We start from the raw sequence: 16575 nt of genomic DNA, 5'->3' as shown, positions 1-16575 counted from the left end.
GGAGGATAGGATGGCCGTTATTATTGTCGATTATGGTGCCGGTAACATTGCAAATGTGATGAAGGCCTTGAAATATTGTGGTTTATCTGCACGTTTATCTGATGATCCGCAGGAAATTAGCAAAGCACAGGGTTTAATTGTCCCAGGCGTGGGCGCCTTTAGTACTGCTATGGATCGTTTACAGGCCAAAGGTTTGGTTCAGCCTATTCAGGCATATGCCCAAGCTGGTAAGCCCCTTTTAGGAATCTGTCTGGGGATGCAATTACTCTTTGATGAATCCGATGAATTTGGGCAAAGAGCCGGTTTAGGTTTAATTCCGGGTAAAATTATCCCTTTACCAACAGAAACTGGTTGTAAGGTTCCTCAGATGGGCTGGAATGATAATCAGGTTCATCAAAGCCGGACCCTGACGCAGGGCCTGAACCAACAAGCAACCTATTTTGTCCACAGTTACTATGCTAAAACTGATCCTAAATATATTGCTGCCAGTGTTGATTTTGGGAAATTAGCAGTTCCTAGTGTTGTTTGTCAAGATAACGTGATGGGGACGCAGTTTCATCCAGAAAAATCAGGTTTGGTGGGCTTAGCAGTTTTAAAAAACTTTAAGGAAATGGTGGATAACTATGATTTTTCCCGCAATTGATTTAAAAAATGGTCAATCTGTGCGCCTGTATCAAGGTGATTATCAACAAGAGACCATCATTAATCCAGATCCTTTGGCCCAGGTGGCACAAATTCAAGCCGCCGGACTCAGTCATTTGCATTTGGTTGATTTAGACGGTGCTAAGGCTGGTCGGCCCATTAATTTAGCCATTATTAAAAAAATCCGGGCGGCTAGCCCGCTCTTTATTGAATTGGGGGGTGGCATTCGAACGCTCAGCCAAGTCGCTCAATATTTGAATTTGGGTATCAATCGAATAATTTTAGGTTCAATTGCCTTAACCAATCCAGAACTAGTGGCTCAATGTTTACAGGAATATGGTCCGGAGAAAATTGCGATTGGCGTTGATGGTCGCAAGGGACGCGTGGCGACTGATGGTTGGTTAGAAAAATCAAATCAAAGCTTTAGTCAGGTAGTCCAGGCAATGCAAGCCCTTGGCGCGAAACATTTTATTGTGACTGATATTAGTCGTGATGGAACTTTAACTGGTCCCAATTTATCCTTTCTACAAGCTTTACAGCAGGAATTTCCGACCAGTAATATCATTGCCAGTGGTGGGGTTGCTAACCGGCAGGACTTAATTAATTTAAAAAACATCGGTATTCAGGATGTAATTGTCGGCCGGGCCCTTTATGACGGACAGTTGCACTTGACCGACCTAAAGGAGGTGGAGTAATGGCTTTAACTAAGCGAATTATCCCCGCCTTAGATATAAAAAATGGCGCGGTCGCCAAAGGGGTGCAATTTAACAATGTTAAAGCCGTGGGCGAACCGATTGCGATTGCTCAGGCTTATCAGGACAGTGGCGCCGATGAACTGGTGATGCTTGATATTACGGCTAGTTTGGAAGATAGAAAAACGATGCGCAGTGTCGTAGATGGCATTTCAGCGGCCGTTTTTATTCCCCTCACTGTTGGGGGTGGCATTCGTACTGTGGCTGATATGGCCGAATTGGTCAAAGCTGGTGCTGATAAAATTTTTGTTAATTCAGCAGCCATTAACGACCTATCGATTGTCACGCAAGGGGCCCAGATTTTTGGTTCCCAGGCGATTGTTGGCGCCATTGATGTAAAATGGGACCAAGAGGCTGGCTTTTACCGAGTGTATGTTCAGGGCGGAACTCAACCAACGGCTTGGGAAGTTGGTAAATGGGCCCAGGCATTAGTTGAGGCTGGGGCTGGTGAATTACTGGTGACTAGTATGGATGCCGATGGCATGCAAGCTGGCTATGACCTCCCCCTGTATCAAATGCTTACCCAAAAAGTGGCCGTGCCCATCATTGCTTCAGGTGGCGCCGGTACGATTGAAGATTTTGAAACTCTTTTTGAACAAACTGATGTTGACGGCGCTTTAGCTGCTTCCGTTTTTCACTTTAATACCATTCCAATTCCTAAGTTAAAGGCTGCATTGAAACAAAGGGGGATTAGTATACGATGATAGCACCGGATTTTAATAAGCAGGGCCAGGATGGTTTGATTCCGGCTATTGTGGTTGATGACCGTAATAATGAAGTTTTAATGCTAGCCTATATGAATCAGGCCAGTTATCAAAAGACGTTAGCGACGGGGCAAACTTGGTTTTGGTCGCGTTCTCGACAAGCATTTTGGCATAAAGGAGCTACTTCAGGTAATTATCAGCAGGTGGTTCAGGTCATGCTAGATTGTGACCAAGATACCCTGTTGATAAGGGTTATACCCCAGGGACCGGCCTGTCATACCGGTGCTCGGACTTGTTTTTTTACACCAGTAATGGATAGTCAAAAGGAGGCTTAAATGGCCAGTCAATCAATTGAAGAACTATACGAGTACGTGTTAGATCGTAAAAACAATCCCCAATCGGGATCATATACCGATTATCTCTATGATAAGGGCCTAGATAAAATTTTAAAAAAAGTAGGCGAAGAAGCGACGGAAGTGATTGTGGGTGCCAAAAATAATCGGGCTGAATTAACTTACGAAACGGCAGATTTACTCTTTCACTTAATGGTACTGCTAGTTGAATCAGGGGTTAGTTTGGCAGAAGTGAAGGCTGAATTAGGCGCCCGGGTGGGAACCAAGTCACGATTGCATGAACGTCAGGATTGGCGGGGAGGACAACAATGAAAGAATTGATTAAAAATTTAGCTGCTTATCAGGCCGAGGAACCGGCCGAACTGGTTAAAAAGCGTTATGGTTTAAAGGAGTTAGCGCGGCTATCAGCCAATGAATCAGTTTATGGACCGTCACCCTTGGCAGTTCAGGCCCTACAAGCTGTTGACCCTGCCGTCTTAAATTATTATCCAGATGGACAGGCGACTGCCTTGCGACAGGCGGTAGCACAAGTGGAACAAGTACCGCTGGAGAGTTTAATTTTTGGTGATGGGGCCGATGAGTTAATTGAATTATTAACGCGGACCATTTTAACGCCTGGTTCAGAGATGATTGTGCCCCAACCGACTTTTGGGGAGTATGCCATTCATGCGCAAATTGAAGCGGCGAAAACAATCCAAGTACCAATTGATGCGCAAAGTGGGCAGGTTGATTTTGATGCTTTATTGGCAGCGGTTACGGACCAAACTGCCTTAATCTTTTTAGCTAATCCGAATAATCCGACTGGGGTTTTAGAAAAGGTGGCTGATATTCGAGCTTTCTTGGATAAGTTACCATCAAAGGTGATTTTAGTAGTAGACGAAGCCTATTATGAATTTGCTAATAATCCGGCGGCGACTTGTGCGCCCCTGGTTGAACAATATGATAATTTAGTGGTCTTACGCACCCTTTCCAAAGCCTATGGCTTGGCTAATTTGCGCGTGGGTTATGGCATTGTGCCGGCTCAACTCTTTGATATCTTACAAGCGGTTCGCCTGCCTTATAATTTATCCACTTACCAAATTACTGGCGGGGCGGCTGCCGTCGCTGATCAACCTTACCTACAAAAGATTGTGCAACAAGTCAGTCAGGGGCGGCAGGATTTTGAAATCTGTCTAACTAAGTTAGGTCTGACTTTTTATCCTTCGGCCACGAATTTTATCTGGGTTAAGGTTGGGGATGCGGAGTTGGTCGGCCAAAAACTGTTAGAAAAAGGTTATCAGATCAATGCTCGCTTGAATCCAGCCTGGGTACGGATTACTTTGGGAACCCCTGATCAAAATCGTGCTATTCAAGAAATATTAGGTCAAATCTTAGCTAAGTGATTGCCCTTAAAAATAGCGCTTGGTCTTTGTCCTGAGCTAAGTTATAATAAACGTATTAAATTTAGGTAGGGATAAAACTATGACTGAAAACAACCCAGAAATCGACAAGATTACCTTAGTAGATGAAAATGGTGACGAAGCACTTTTTGAGGTGCTCTTTACCTTTCATTCCGAGGAATATGATCGCGACTATATCCTGTTAGTACCAGACGGTGTCGAAGAAGATGAACAGGTTGACGTTCAAGCTTATATTTTCAAGCCCGATGAAAACGGCGATGCCACTGAAGATGATTTGATTCCAATCGAAGATGATGCCGAATGGGATATGGTTGAAGAAGTATTAAATACCTTCTTAGACGATGACAGCAATTTTAACTAAGGATGACCACTACCGGGCGGTAGTGGTTTTTCTATGGACAAATGTTAAAAGTTTGTAAAAAGCTGGTCAAGTTGCTTATCAAGTGATAAACTAATCATGTAGTGAGCCTAATTTAAATAGGCTTTTTGGAAATTTCTGGAGGAAAAGTTATGAATGCTTTAGTGGGAATCGTTGATTTAGCGCGTTTCCAGTTTGCCATGACGACTATTTTTCACTTCTTCTTTGTGCCAATGTCAATTGGACTAGGAATTGTGGTAGCGGTAATGGAAACACTCTATGTCATCAAAAAAGACGAAATATATAAAAAGATGGCGCAATTCTGGGGTAAGATTTTCTTGCTTAGTTTTGCCGTTGGGGTTGTGACTGGTTTGATTCAAGAGTTCCAGTTCGGTATGAACTGGTCAGAATATTCACGATATGTCGGGGATATTTTTGGAGCGCCCTTAGCCGTTGAGGCCTTAGTAGCCTTCTTCGCTGAGTCAACCTTTATTGGTTTGTGGTCCTTTACCTGGGATCGCTTCAAGCCAGCGGTACATGTAATTTTCATTTGGATTACAGCCATAGCTTCGATGATTTCTTCATTATGGATTTTAGCAGCCAACTCTTTCATGCAAAACCCCGTTGGGTATGCGATTGATAATGAAAAGGGGCGGGCGGTTTTAACAAACTTTGGTGACTTGTTGTTAAACAAGCAGCTATGGATCGAGTTCCCCCACGTGGTGGTTGGTACCTTAGTGACTGCCGGCTTCATTGTGGCCGGTATGTCAGCCTTTAAGTTGTTAAAGCTAAAGCAAGATGACCCTGAGGTTCCTTTGTTCCGTAAATCAATTAATATCGCCTTGGTTGTTGGTTTGGTTGGTTTGGGCGGCGCCTTTATCACTGGTGACCAACATGCCTTTGAATTACAATCAATGCAGCCAATGAAGTATGCCGCTATGGAAGGAGTCGATGAAACCATTGATTCTTCTAAGCGAGCCGATAAGGCGCAGCCTTGGGCAGCGATTGCGGTAACTAACCCTAAGACGCACAAGTCAATTGCCAAAATCGAAGTGCCGTATGCCTTGTCAATTTTGGGTAACCACAGCTTAACTGGTGGAACGACCAAGGGTACGATTGAATTAAATAAAGAATTTGAGGCTAAGTACGGTAAGACCAAGGGCGACATTAAGGATTATTATGTTCCTGAAAATACGCTTTTCTACTCTTTCCGTGTTATGGCGATGGGGGCTGGTTTGCTAGCCTTGGTTGCTCTAGTAGCTTTGTGGTTTAATCGTAAGAAGTCGCAATTGATTTTGACCCAGCGTTGGTTCTTGTGGGTAATGGGGGTGATGACCTTCTTCCCATTTGTAGTCAACACAGCTGGTTGGTTAGTCACTGAATTAGGTCGTTATCCATGGGTTGTCTATGGCTTGATGACCATTGCCGATGCAGTTTCACCAAATGTTTCGGTCGCTTCATTGTTATTCTCAAACATTGTTTACTTCCTAACCTTTAGTACCTTAGGTGGGGTTATGATTTGGTTATCACGGCGTGTTTTGCACCAAGGACCTTATCATGAACAAGAAGCAACACAAACTGATCGTGATCCTTATGACGATTTGGCAGGAAAGGAGGCCCAAGTCTAATGTCAGTATTACAGCTTTTATGGTTTGTTCTTATCGGCGTTTTGTGGTCAGGCTTTCTTTTCTTAGAAGGGTATGATTTTGGGGTCGGCATGCAGTTTTTGACGCTGGCTCGTGATCACCACGAACGTGAAGCCCTATATAAAACAATTGGGCCGACTTGGGATGGAAATGAAGTGTGGTTAGTAACAGCCGGAGGAGCAACTTTTGCGGCCTTCCCTTACTGGTATGCTTCGCTCTTCTCTGGTTTTTACCTTCTATTGTTGGGCTTGTTGTTGGCCTTAATTTATCGTGGCGTTTCCTTTGAATTCCGTGAGCATATGCCCACTCGACAAGGAAGTGCAATTTGGGAACGTTTGATTGCGATTGCCTCTTTCTTTGCTCCGTTCTTCTTGGGGATTATCCTAACGGCCATGGTATCTGGAACGCCGATGGATGCCAAAGGTAATGTATCAGCCGGATTCTTTGATTACTTTACCCTCTTTACTTTGGTTGGTGGTATTGCGGTCGCTTTGATGAGCTATGTCCACGGTCTAAACTACACGCGTATCCGAATCGATGGACCCATGCGTGAGCGAGCAGCTGGTCAGTTGAAGGTCTTATACCCCTTGCTTTTGGCTGGGGAGGCCCTCTTTGCGGTCTTGCTCTTCTTCTACACTAACTTCATTCAAACTAAGCCGGTTGCCGTGCTATTAATTTTGGTAGTAATCGTGGCTACCACGGTTTTGGGTTGGTTCATGACGGTTAAGAAGGGTAAGGAAGTTTTGCCTTTTATCGCCTCTGGTTTGACTTTGGTCGAAGTAGCCATCTTACTCTTTGTTGGTCTATTCCCACGGGTAATGGTTGCTAACAATCCGTTGCACTCTCTTACAATTGAATCTGCCTCATCTAGTCCCTACACTTTGCAAGTCATGACGATTATTTCATTGACAGTTTTGCCAATTGTTTTGGGCTACCAAATTTGGAGTTTCTGGGTTTTCCGGAAGCGGATTATCGCTAAAAAAGTGGTAGAATGATTATCAAATAAAAACGTTTGCAACTTAGTTGTAAACGTTTTTGTACATATTTAGTTAAAAGAAATAGGTGATTTCATGTTTGATCGACGCTTATTGGCGCTTCCTAAAATTAAGGTGACCCTCCTTTATTTAATTGTGCTAACCGGCATTCAAGCCCTAGCCATTGTGGGGCAGGGAATTAGTCTTTCCCAGGCCTTAGTGTGGCTGTGGGAAGGCAAGGGACTAACTAGTATTACCCTGCCGGTGATTTTATTTACTTTGTTTTTTGGGCTACGTCAGTTGCTGGTAGTCGTAAAAAACTATGTGATGGCCAACTTTGCCGATCAGACGGTCGAAAATTATCGAATTGCCTTATTGGAAAAGTATGCCAAATTAGGCAGTCCGCTAATTGCTAAATTCGGGACGGGTCAGGCTGTGAGTGTTTTAGCTGCTGGATTGGATAATGTCAAAAATTATTTTCAACTAATCTTAATTAAGGTCGGGGATTTATCAATCATTCCTTGGATTGTATTAATTGCGATTACCTATTTTAAGTGGATTCAAGGCGTGTTCTTACTACTAATTTTCCCAGTTATCATTATCTTTTTCATTATTTTAGGTTTGGCGGCTCAAAAGAAAGCTGACGATGAGTATCAGAATTTTAAAAATTTAAATAATCGCTTTGTCGACGGCTTACGGGGCTTGCCAACCTTAAAGCAATTAGGGTTATCACGGGCCTACGGACAAGAAATTTATCAAATCTCTGAAGATTACCGTAAGACGACGATGCGGACTTTAATTATTGCCATTACCTCAACCTTTGCCTTAGATTTCTTTACCACCTTATCGATTGCCGTTTTGGCCGTTTTCTTAGGTTTGGATTTGTTAAACGCTCGTATGACCCTGTTCCCTGCCTTATCCATCTTGATTTTAGCGCCCGAGTACTTTTTACCACTGCGGAGTTTTGCTGACGATTACCATGCGACCTTGGATGGTAAAAATGCCTATGCCGAGGTCTTAGAAGTCTTAGATATGCCGGAAATGACTGACCAAAATCAACTGCATTTGGCAGAATGGAAGGCGACTAGTAATTTACAGGTGAAAAACTTAAACTTTTCCTACCAGGACCAACCGAATTTAGTTGATTTGAACTTTGATTTACGGGGTTATCAACGGGTTGCAATTGTTGGCGAAAGTGGTTCCGGAAAATCAACGCTTTTGAATCTGCTCGGTGGTCAGTTATTACCACAAGCGGGTAGTCAAATCAGTATTGATGGCCAAGACCTGCCGCATTTGGCCCAAGCTGACTGGCAGAAGCAATTTTTCTATTTACCCCAAGCCCCTTATATTTTTCATGCCTCTTTAAAGGATAATTTAACGTTTTATTACCCTCAGGCTGACCAAAAAGCCTTTGATTTAGCCATCAAACAGGCTGGTTTAACGGAATTAGTGGCTGAATTACCTGATGGTTTGGCCACTATTGTTGGAGAGGGCGGTCGTCAATTATCGGGCGGTCAGGTTCAACGAGTTGCCTTGGCCCGAATGTTTTTGGACCCAAAGCGGCGAGTACTGCTCTTTGATGAACCTACGGCCCATTTGGATATTCAAACCGAGTTAGCGCTAAAGCAAAGTATGGCACCACTTTTTGAAAATCATTTAGTCCTGTTTGCGACCCATCGCTTACACTGGCTAAAGCAAATGGACTATGTCTTAGTGATGCGGGATGGTCATTTAGTTGAGCAGGGACGACCAGCGGCACTATTGGCCCAAGCCGATAGTCAATTAAACGTATTGCGCGATGCCTTGCACCAGGGGGTTAATCTATGAAAGAACTAAAAAAATTATTAGCCCAAGATCATTGGGTCATGCCCTTTCTCCGCCAACAAAAACGTGGTTTGTGGAGTTCGATTGTTTTAGGCTTTATGACAACCTTTGCGGCTGCAGCTTTGATGTTTATTTCCGGCTATTTGATTTCTAGGTCCGCCCAGCATCCCAGTAATATTTTATTGATTTATGTGCCTATCGTATTAACCCGGGGGTTTGGAATCGCCCGGCCCGTTTTTCGCTATGTCGAACGCCTAGTTTCTCATAACTGGGTTTTACGGGTCGTCTCTAAATCTCGTCAGCGCCTGTATCAAAGTGCTGCGCAGAGTGCTAGTAGCATTCGCAGTCGTTTACAAACTGGTCAAGTTTTAGGTATTTTAGCCGAAGACTTGGAACAATTAGAGAATTTATATTTACGAACCCTATTTCCCCTAGGGGCGGGTATGCTTTTGTATCTGATTAGTAGCATTGGTTTAGGAATCTTTAGTTGGACCTTTATGTTGCTGTGGCTGTTGGTGTTAGCCTTGATTTTAATTGTGATTCCGTTAGCTAGTCTAACGCTAAATCGGGCGAAAGTTAGCCGGCAAAAGGCTTTACAAAGTGCTTTATATACTGACGCGACGGATGCCATTTTAGGTATGCAGGACTGGGTTTTGTCTGGGCGGCAGGCGGATTTAGTTGCCCAAGAAGGGAAAACTATGCAAAAACTTTCCCGAGTCAAGGGGAAGTTGATGGCCTTTGGTTGGTGGCGTGATTTTACCATTCAACTTTTATCCCTCTTACTAATGGTTTTGATCATGATTTGGGCTACCCATCAATTTGGTCATAATTTTTTGGCCAGTAATTACATCGCGGCCTTTACTTTGGCCATTATTCCATTGGTTGATAGCTTTATTGCGGTTAATCAAGGAGTCAGTGAGTCTTCATTTTATGAGGATAGCATTAAACGCTTGAATACCTTGCCTGAACCTAGCCAAAATTCAACTGCAGGAGTTAAGCCCCAATCAACGACCGTCGTATTTAACCAGGTTTCCTTTGCTTATGGTGATAAATTAGTCTTAAATGATTTATCCTTTGACTTATTAGCTGGCCAAAAAATGGCTTTGTTAGGCCCTTCGGGTGCTGGTAAAACGACCATTTTGAAATTACTAGCAGGTGATTTACAACCGACGAATGGTAAAGTGACACTTGGTGGGTTAAATCCCAATCAACTAGCTGATGAATTACCAAAAACAATGGCCGTATTGGATCAGCAGTCGTATTTATTTGATACCACGATTGAAAATAACATTCGCATGGGTAATCTAACCGCCAGTCAAGTTCAAGTTGAGCAAGCCGTTCAACAGGCTGGCTTAGCTGATTTAGTTGCTTCTTTACCCCAGGGTTATCAAACCCCCATGCAAGAAGCCGGACAACGTTTTTCGGGTGGCGAACGGCAGCGTTTTGCCTTAGCGCGAATTTTGCTCCAAGATGCGCCAATTGTGATTTTAGATGAACCTACGGTTAGTTTAGATCCTAAAACAGAGGCGGCGGTGTTAACGCAGATTTTCACGGCCTTAAAGGATCGAACGATTATCTGGGTAACGCACCATTTGACTGGGATCGAAGCTGTCGATCAAATCTATTTCCTAAATGATGGGCACTTTACCATGGCTGGATCGCCATCAGAACTATTAGCGCATTCCGAAGCCTTTAAGCAACTATACGCAATGGATCAATTTTAATGAGTCAAGGAAAAATTCTTAGATTACCTAAAAATAAGAAAAAACGTCAAATTTATTTCATTGTGGCCGGATCTCTATTGGGATTATTGATTTTAGCGATCTTAACGCCTAGCCAACCGGGTCCTAATCTTAATCCGACTTTAACGGCTCAAACCAAGCAGCATCAGGAATTGATTGCCAGCTGGGCCCCTAATGCCCGTCAAATGCAAAAGAAATATGGTATTTTAGCTTCAATCAGTTTGGCTCAAGCTATTTTAGAATCGAATTGGAATCAAAGCGAGTTAGCCCAAAAGTATCATAATTTGTACGGTGTTAAGGCGCATGGCAATCAGGCCAGTATTTTAATTGAAACCAGTGAATATGAGAACGGTCATTGGCTGGTGATTAAAGATAATTTTGCGGTTTATCCCAACTGGCAGGCCAGCATGGAAGATCATGCCCGTTTGTTAAAAGAGGGAACGCCTTGGAATGCCCTGCAATACCAGCACGTGATGGCCGCTAAGGATTATAAAAAGGCCGCCCAGGCTCTGGTAGCTGATGGCTATGCCACAGATCCAGCTTATGCCCAAAAACTTATTAATATTATTGAAACGTGGCATTTACAACGATTTGATTTGCCCACTTGAAGTCAGCAAGATATTTGCTGGCTTTTTTCAATCAAATACCAAACTGATGTTCGCCCCTGATTATGATAAAATTGAGAATGGAAATTCTGGAATAGGAAGTAATTATGACCGTTGAAAAATTAACTCAAGGAATGAATGATAAACAGGCCGAAGCGGTGGCTATCACGCAGGGTCCTTTGCTAATTATGGCCGGGGCTGGCTCGGGGAAAACCCGGGTTTTGACGCATCGAATCGCCCATTTAGTCGAAGATTTAAACGTCGCCCCCTGGCGGATTTTAGCGATCACTTTTACCAATAAAGCTGCTCGTGAAATGCGGGAACGGATCGGTCAATTAGTCGATCAAGAATTGGCTCAGTCGATTTGGGTTTCGACTTTTCACGCCTTGGCCGTTCGAATTTTACGTCGGGATGGGGAACAAATTGGTCTATCCCGTAACTTTACAATTTTAGATACTAGTGCCCAGCGGACGCTAATGAAACGAGTGCTTAATGATTTAGATTTGGATACTAAGCAGTACGATCCTCGTAGTATTTTAGGGACGATTTCCAATGCAAAAAATGAGTTAATCGAACCCAAAGCCTTTAAAAAACAAGCTCAAAATTATTACGAAGAAACGGTCGCTGAAGTCTATCAAAATTATCAACAGGCCTTATTACAAGCCCAAAGTGTTGATTTTGATGACTTGATTATGCTGACCATTCGGCTCTTCCAAGAGGTACCAGCGGTCTTAGAGCGCTACCAACAGCAATTTGAATACATTCATGTTGATGAGTATCAGGACACCAACGATGCCCAGTATCAAATCGTCCATCTTTTAGCTCAGGGTCATCATAATTTGGCGGTCGTCGGGGATGCTGACCAGTCAATTTATGGTTGGCGGGGCGCGAATATGGGCAATATTTTGAACTTTGAGCAGGACTACCCCGATGCTAAGACGGTCATGTTGGAACAAAATTACCGTTCGACCCAATCGATTTTGGATGCCGCCAACAATGTGATTAATCACAATAACGAGCGTATTCCTAAAAAGTTGTGGACTGAAAATGGTAGTGGTGAAAAAATTACCTATTACCGGGCTCAAAGTGAACATGATGAAGCCGATTTTGTCCTCAGTCAAATTAAAAAACGCCATGATAATGAGCAGGCTTCTTACAGCGATTTTGCCGTTTTGTACCGTACTAACGCCCAGTCGCGTGGAATTGAAGAAACCTTAGTCAAAGCTAATATCCCTTATACCATTGTCGGTGGACATAAGTTCTATGACCGGAAGGAAATTTTGGATATTATGGCTTATTTGAGCCTGATTGCTAATCCAGATGATAATGCTGCCTTTGAACGAATTGTCAACGTTCCTAAACGCAGTATTGGGGCTACGACAGTCGATCGCCTCTACGCCTTTGCTAATCAAATGGCTTACTCAGCCCTAAAAGCGATTGATAATATTGAATTAGCACCCGATATTCGGGCCAGCAGTGCCACCAAGCTGTTAACTTTTGCAGAAATGATGCATGATTTAAAGCGCCAGGCTGAATTTTTATCAGTTACGGAATTAGCTGAAATGGTTATGGAAAAAAGTGGTTATCGCAAGAGCTTGGCCAGTAAAAGTGACCCTGAAAGCCAGTCCCGCCTGGAAAACTTGGACGAATTTTTGTCAGTTACCAAAGAATTTGATGAAAAATATCAAGCCGATGATCCCGACGCCATTGATCCATTAACTGATTTTTTGGGATCCACAGCCTTAATGTCTGATATTGACAATGTCGGACAAGATGATGGGGTTGTCACCTTAATGACCTTACACGCCGCTAAGGGATTGGAATTTCCAGTAGTCTTTTTAATTGGCCTAGAAGAAGGAATTTTCCCACTGGGGCGGGCCAGTCAGGACGAAGATCAGCTGGAAGAAGAACGGCGTCTAGCCTATGTAGGTATCACTCGAGCCATGCAAAAGCTCTTCTTGACCAATGCCTATTCACGTTTGCTATATGGTCGTACCCAGGCTAATCCACCTTCTCGTTTCATTGATGAAATTTCACCCGAATTACTAGACCAGCAAGTCGGCGGTCAAAACCCTAATCCAGGTCTGGGTCGCCGCTTGCAACAAGCCACCGCTACTACTTATCGGGCCAGTGCCGTTCAAAAAGTAACCCAGGCCACGACCGGGGCTGAAAATACTAGTTGGCAGGCCGGCGACAAGGTTTCCCATAAAAAATGGGGTATCGGTACCGTTGTGTCAGTGAGTGGCAGTCAAGATGACCAAGAACTACAAGTGGCCTTTCCTCAAGAAGGGGTTAAGCAGTTATTAGCCGCTTTTGCGCCCATTACTAAAGTGACTGAAGACTAGGAGGAATGCGTTTAATGGCAGATAAATTACCAGTTGATCAAATGACGGTGGCCCAAGCACGCACCGAAATTGCCCAACTCCAAGACTTGTTAACTGAATATGGGATTGCCTACTACGAAAAAGATGAGCCAGTAGTTGAAGATCATGTCTACGATGAGTTATATGCCCGTTTAGTGGCTTTGGAAAATCATTTTCCGCAGTTTATTAAACAAGATTCCCCCACACAGAATGTCGGTGGGGCCCAGACTAAGTCCGATTTGGCCAAGGTAACGCATCCAGCACCCATGCTATCGTTGGGGGATGTCTTTAGTTTGGCTGAGTTACAAGAGTGGGAAGACCGCACTAAAAAAGCGCTAGATGGCCAGCAACCGCAATATAATTTGGAACTAAAAATTGATGGTTTGGCAGTCGCCTTACGGTATGAAAATGGCCGTTTGATTCAGGCTTCCACCCGAGGGAATGGGCGGATTGGTGAAGACGTAACCCAAAATGTTAAGACCATTAAGGCGATTCCACAACAATTAACCGAACCGCTAAATATCGAAGTCCGGGGCGAGATTTACATGCCCAAGGCCAGTTTCGTTAAATTAAATGAGGAACGTGAAGCTGATGGGCAAGAACCCTTTGCCAATCCTCGTAATGCGGCGGCCGGCTCTTTACGCCAGTTAAATGCAGCCATTACCCGGTCACGTAATTTATCCGCCTTTATTTACTACACGGCTGAACCGGAAGTCCTTTCGGCCACCCATCAAGACCAGGTTTTGCAACGTTTTGCCGAGTTGGGTCTACCAACTGATCACCATAACCGGGTCATCGGTAAAATGGCTGAAATCAGTGACTACATTGATGAATATACTCAAAAACGGGATGGCCTATCGTATGGGATTGATGGCGTGGTGGTCAAGGTTAATTCCTTAGATCTAGAATACGATTTAGGTAATACGATTAAAATTCCACGCTGGGCGATTGCCTATAAGTTCCCACCAGAAGAGGCCACAACCGTGGTTCAAGACATTGAATGGACGGTTGGTCGCACCGGGGCGGTGACACCCACAGCCGTCATGGATCCCGTTTTACTAGCCGGAACGACCGTGCAACGAGCTAGCCTACACAATCCAGATTACTTAATGGAAAAGGGCATCCGCTTAGGAGATACAGTCACGCTTCATAAGGCGGGGGACATCATCCCTGAGGTCGGCCAGGTCCTCTTGAGTAAGCGGCCAAGTGATAGTCAGCCCTATATCATTCCCACGACTTGTCCGGCCTGTCAGGCGCATTTAGTCCATGTCGAAGGCGAAGTTGTCTTGCGGTGTATTAATCCTTTCTGTCGAGCCCAAATTCAAGAAGGCTTGACCCACTTTGCTTCACGCAATGCCATGAACATTGATGGTATGGGACCCCGGGTGGTTCATCAACTATTAAAAGCCGGCTTTGTTAAAGATGTTGCCGCCATTTACCACTTGGAACTATCTCAATTATTAGAATTGGATAAATTTAAGGAAAAATCGGCCAATAATTTATTAAATGCTATTGATAATTCACGGGCCAATTCTTTGGAGCGTTTGCTCTTTGGCCTAGGTATTCGCTTAGTGGGGGCTAAAGCCGCTCAATTGATTGCACAGCGTTTCCAGACGATGGCTGCTATCGCTCAGGCTCCCAAAGCCGAATTAGCTAGTATTGATGGCGTCGGCGAAGCCATTGCGGATTCAATTGTGCAATACTTTGCCAAACCAGAATCACAGCAGCTCATCAATGAATTACAGACAGCTGGCGTTAACCAGGAATTTATTTCGACCCAGACAATCGCTGATGAAAATTCGTTTTTCTATGGTAAAAAGGTCGTACTTACTGGTAAACTAGAATTTAACAGTCGTCCTGCGGTAACTCAGTGGTTAACTGACCGCGGGGCCAATGTCGTTGGGTCAGTTTCAGCTAAAACTGATTTAGTGATTGCTGGAAAAGATGCCGGTAGTAAGCTTGAAAAAGCACAAGCGCTGAATATTTTAGTTTGGGATGAACAAGATTTTATGCAGGCCCAGGCAAGTAATTAAGCAAAAAAGGAATCGTCATGCTAAAACGAATTAGTGTTCGCGGATATATCATTATTGCCGTCGGGGTAGTCGCCCTAATTGCGGCAGGCTTATATTTTTTCAACGTGGTCCAGGTGACACCAACCACTCAGACGAAAAAAGGGGTTCAATTAACTCAAAATGCTAAAGGTCAGTACCAAACGGTGATTAAAGACGGGCGTTATCTAGTTAGTGCCGCCCGTGGGATCACTGCCACTTCTGAAACTAATACCTTAGATGTGAAAAATTTTGAATCTTCTTTGTTAGATTTATCAAAATCACATTTTAAAACGGGTCGTTACATCTTCCAAGAAGGACAGTATCTGTCAGCTGATAAGGTGTCATCTTTGTTAGCTCGACAGGGTAAAGATCATAGTGATGGTTTGAACCCCGAAGATAACGGCAAAACTGATAACTCACGAGCACCAATTTATGTACAAACGCTAACGGAACAAGATTTCATGACCAAGGAAGGCGACCAATTGAAGCTTTCTGGCATGGTCGTGGGTGTGGCGATGAACTCTCAAGATGCCTATCAAAAAGAGCAGTACGGTAGCACCTATTATCAAAATATTTCCAAAGAGGATCGGATTGCCTACGGTAAGAAAATTGCGCCCAAGCTATTAAAAGAAATCCGAGCTCAAAAAGGCGTTGGTGATAATATTCCAATCGTCCTAGCAATGTATGAAAATGCCCCCGGTGACTCTCTAGCACCCGGTAGTTTCTATTCCCAAGCAACTAGCCGTAAGGGTGATGATTTGTCTTCTTGGTCTGATATTTCCGAAGAAGCGGTCGTCTTACCTAAGGAATCAACTAGTAGTACTTCCCTTGGTAATGATGAAAATAATGGCTTTACCAACTTTAAAACCGATATTGCCAATTTCTTCCCTAATATCGCTGGTGCAACAGCAGTTGCGCATTATAAGAGTGGTAAGTTATCAAGTATGAACGTAACGGTTACCACCCAGTTCTACTCCCAAACAGAAATTGATAGCTTTACTAACTATGTGGCTGCTTCTGCGCTAAAGTTCCTACCTAATTCGGTGCCAATTCGAATTGTGGTCCAGACGGCTAATGAAATGCAAGCCATCCTGGTTAGAAATAGCGATGATAAGAACTTCACTGTGACTATGTTATAAAGCAAAAGGACTTCCCAAAGGA

15 protein-coding genes are annotated in these 16575 nt (G+C 43.8%); all 15 read left to right on the top strand.

Annotation, left to right across the window (positions count from 1 at the left end):
• The first annotated feature begins 10 nt into the window (after window positions 1-10).
• The 15 genes from hisH (at window position 11) to C7384_RS02960 (ending at window position 16553) form a co-directional block, all read left to right on the top strand.
• Window positions 11-643 carry an imidazole glycerol phosphate synthase subunit HisH gene (hisH, locus tag C7384_RS03030; protein ID WP_089938092.1) on the top strand — a complete coding sequence of 211 codons (633 nt, stop codon included), beginning with the start codon at window positions 11-13 and terminating at the stop codon, window positions 641-643.
• Window positions 624-1337 carry a 1-(5-phosphoribosyl)-5-[(5-phosphoribosylamino)methylideneamino]imidazole-4-carboxamide isomerase gene (hisA, locus tag C7384_RS03025; RefSeq protein ID WP_089938095.1) on the top strand — a complete coding sequence of 238 codons (714 nt, stop codon included), beginning with the start codon at window positions 624-626 and terminating at the stop codon, window positions 1335-1337. The genes hisH and hisA overlap by 20 nt, the downstream gene beginning before the upstream one ends.
• Complete coding sequence (gene hisF, locus C7384_RS03020) at window positions 1337-2098, top strand: imidazole glycerol phosphate synthase subunit HisF (RefSeq protein ID WP_089938098.1); 762 nt, start codon at window positions 1337-1339, stop codon at window positions 2096-2098. The genes hisA and hisF overlap by 1 nt, the downstream gene beginning before the upstream one ends.
• Entirely contained in the window at window positions 2095-2433 is a 339-nt protein-coding gene (gene hisI / locus C7384_RS03015) for a phosphoribosyl-AMP cyclohydrolase (RefSeq protein ID WP_089938101.1), read from the top strand. Before hisF ends, hisI begins: the two co-directional genes overlap by 4 nt.
• A complete protein-coding gene (hisE, locus tag C7384_RS03010; protein ID WP_089938104.1) occupies window positions 2434-2763 on the top strand; it encodes a phosphoribosyl-ATP diphosphatase in 330 nt (109 codons plus the stop codon).
• A complete protein-coding gene (gene hisC, locus C7384_RS03005) occupies window positions 2760-3833 on the top strand; it encodes a histidinol-phosphate transaminase (RefSeq protein WP_089938106.1) in 1074 nt (357 codons plus the stop codon). The genes hisE and hisC overlap by 4 nt, the downstream gene beginning before the upstream one ends.
• Before the next feature lie 79 nt (window positions 3834-3912).
• Window positions 3913-4212, top strand: a complete 300-nt coding sequence (locus tag C7384_RS03000; RefSeq protein WP_089938108.1) for a DUF1292 domain-containing protein — start codon at window positions 3913-3915, stop codon at window positions 4210-4212.
• A gap of 149 nt (window positions 4213-4361) precedes the next feature.
• Entirely contained in the window at window positions 4362-5837 is a 1476-nt protein-coding gene (locus C7384_RS02995) for a cytochrome ubiquinol oxidase subunit I (protein ID WP_089938110.1), read from the top strand.
• Entirely contained in the window at window positions 5837-6850 is a 1014-nt protein-coding gene (gene cydB / locus C7384_RS02990) for a cytochrome d ubiquinol oxidase subunit II (RefSeq protein WP_089938111.1), read from the top strand. Before C7384_RS02995 ends, cydB begins: the two co-directional genes overlap by 1 nt.
• A 75-nt stretch (window positions 6851-6925) precedes the next feature.
• Window positions 6926-8656: a thiol reductant ABC exporter subunit CydD gene (gene cydD, locus C7384_RS02985; protein WP_089938114.1), complete on the top strand. Its 1731-nt coding sequence runs from the start codon at window positions 6926-6928 to the stop codon at window positions 8654-8656.
• Complete coding sequence (gene cydC, locus C7384_RS02980; RefSeq protein ID WP_089938116.1) at window positions 8653-10377, top strand: thiol reductant ABC exporter subunit CydC; 1725 nt, start codon at window positions 8653-8655, stop codon at window positions 10375-10377. The genes cydD and cydC overlap by 4 nt, the downstream gene beginning before the upstream one ends.
• The gene (locus tag C7384_RS02975; RefSeq protein ID WP_089938118.1) at window positions 10377-11003 is read left to right on the top strand and encodes a glycoside hydrolase family 73 protein; all 627 of its coding nucleotides are present in this window, start codon (window positions 10377-10379) and stop codon (window positions 11001-11003) included. Before cydC ends, C7384_RS02975 begins: the two co-directional genes overlap by 1 nt.
• Before the next feature lie 104 nt (window positions 11004-11107).
• Window positions 11108-13345 (top strand): DNA helicase PcrA, encoded by a 2238-nt coding sequence (gene pcrA, locus C7384_RS02970; RefSeq protein WP_089938120.1) that lies wholly within the window; start codon window positions 11108-11110, stop codon window positions 13343-13345.
• Between the two features lie 14 nt (window positions 13346-13359).
• Window positions 13360-15396: an NAD-dependent DNA ligase LigA gene (gene ligA / locus C7384_RS02965; RefSeq protein ID WP_420838706.1), complete on the top strand. Its 2037-nt coding sequence runs from the start codon at window positions 13360-13362 to the stop codon at window positions 15394-15396.
• A 17-nt stretch (window positions 15397-15413) separates the two neighbouring features.
• Window positions 15414-16553, top strand: coding sequence for a CamS family sex pheromone protein (locus tag C7384_RS02960; protein WP_089938124.1), 1140 nt, complete (start codon window positions 15414-15416; stop codon window positions 16551-16553).
• Window positions 16554-16575 lie beyond the last annotated feature (22 nt).

This window comes from Convivina intestini (assembly GCF_003096575.1).
In the GTDB taxonomy this organism is placed as follows: Bacteria; Bacillota; Bacilli; order Lactobacillales; family Lactobacillaceae; genus Convivina; species Convivina intestini.
The sequence above is the reverse complement of the archived record's forward strand: the minus strand, read 5'-3'. Positions and strand labels throughout refer to the sequence as shown.

Excerpts from the sequence above, each read along its gene's own strand:
- hisH (WP_089938092.1), top strand. The coding sequence starts at position 11 with ATGGCCGTTATTATTGTCGATTATGGTGCCGGTAACATTGCAAATGTG.
- hisA (WP_089938095.1), top strand. The coding sequence starts at position 624 with ATGATTTTTCCCGCAATTGATTTAAAAAATGGTCAATCTGTGCGCCTG.
- hisF (WP_089938098.1), top strand. The coding sequence starts at position 1,337 with ATGGCTTTAACTAAGCGAATTATCCCCGCCTTAGATATAAAAAATGGC.
- hisI (WP_089938101.1), top strand. The coding sequence starts at position 2,095 with ATGATAGCACCGGATTTTAATAAGCAGGGCCAGGATGGTTTGATTCCG.
- hisE (WP_089938104.1), top strand. The coding sequence starts at position 2,434 with ATGGCCAGTCAATCAATTGAAGAACTATACGAGTACGTGTTAGATCGT.
- hisC (WP_089938106.1), top strand. The coding sequence starts at position 2,760 with ATGAAAGAATTGATTAAAAATTTAGCTGCTTATCAGGCCGAGGAACCG.
- C7384_RS03000 (WP_089938108.1), top strand. The coding sequence starts at position 3,913 with ATGACTGAAAACAACCCAGAAATCGACAAGATTACCTTAGTAGATGAA.
- C7384_RS02995 (WP_089938110.1), top strand. The coding sequence starts at position 4,362 with ATGAATGCTTTAGTGGGAATCGTTGATTTAGCGCGTTTCCAGTTTGCC.
- cydB (WP_089938111.1), top strand. The coding sequence starts at position 5,837 with ATGTCAGTATTACAGCTTTTATGGTTTGTTCTTATCGGCGTTTTGTGG.
- cydD (WP_089938114.1), top strand. The coding sequence starts at position 6,926 with ATGTTTGATCGACGCTTATTGGCGCTTCCTAAAATTAAGGTGACCCTC.
- cydC (WP_089938116.1), top strand. The coding sequence starts at position 8,653 with ATGAAAGAACTAAAAAAATTATTAGCCCAAGATCATTGGGTCATGCCC.
- C7384_RS02975 (WP_089938118.1), top strand. The coding sequence starts at position 10,377 with ATGAGTCAAGGAAAAATTCTTAGATTACCTAAAAATAAGAAAAAACGT.
- pcrA (WP_089938120.1), top strand. The coding sequence starts at position 11,108 with ATGACCGTTGAAAAATTAACTCAAGGAATGAATGATAAACAGGCCGAA.
- ligA (WP_420838706.1), top strand. The coding sequence starts at position 13,360 with ATGGCAGATAAATTACCAGTTGATCAAATGACGGTGGCCCAAGCACGC.
- C7384_RS02960 (WP_089938124.1), top strand. The coding sequence starts at position 15,414 with ATGCTAAAACGAATTAGTGTTCGCGGATATATCATTATTGCCGTCGGG.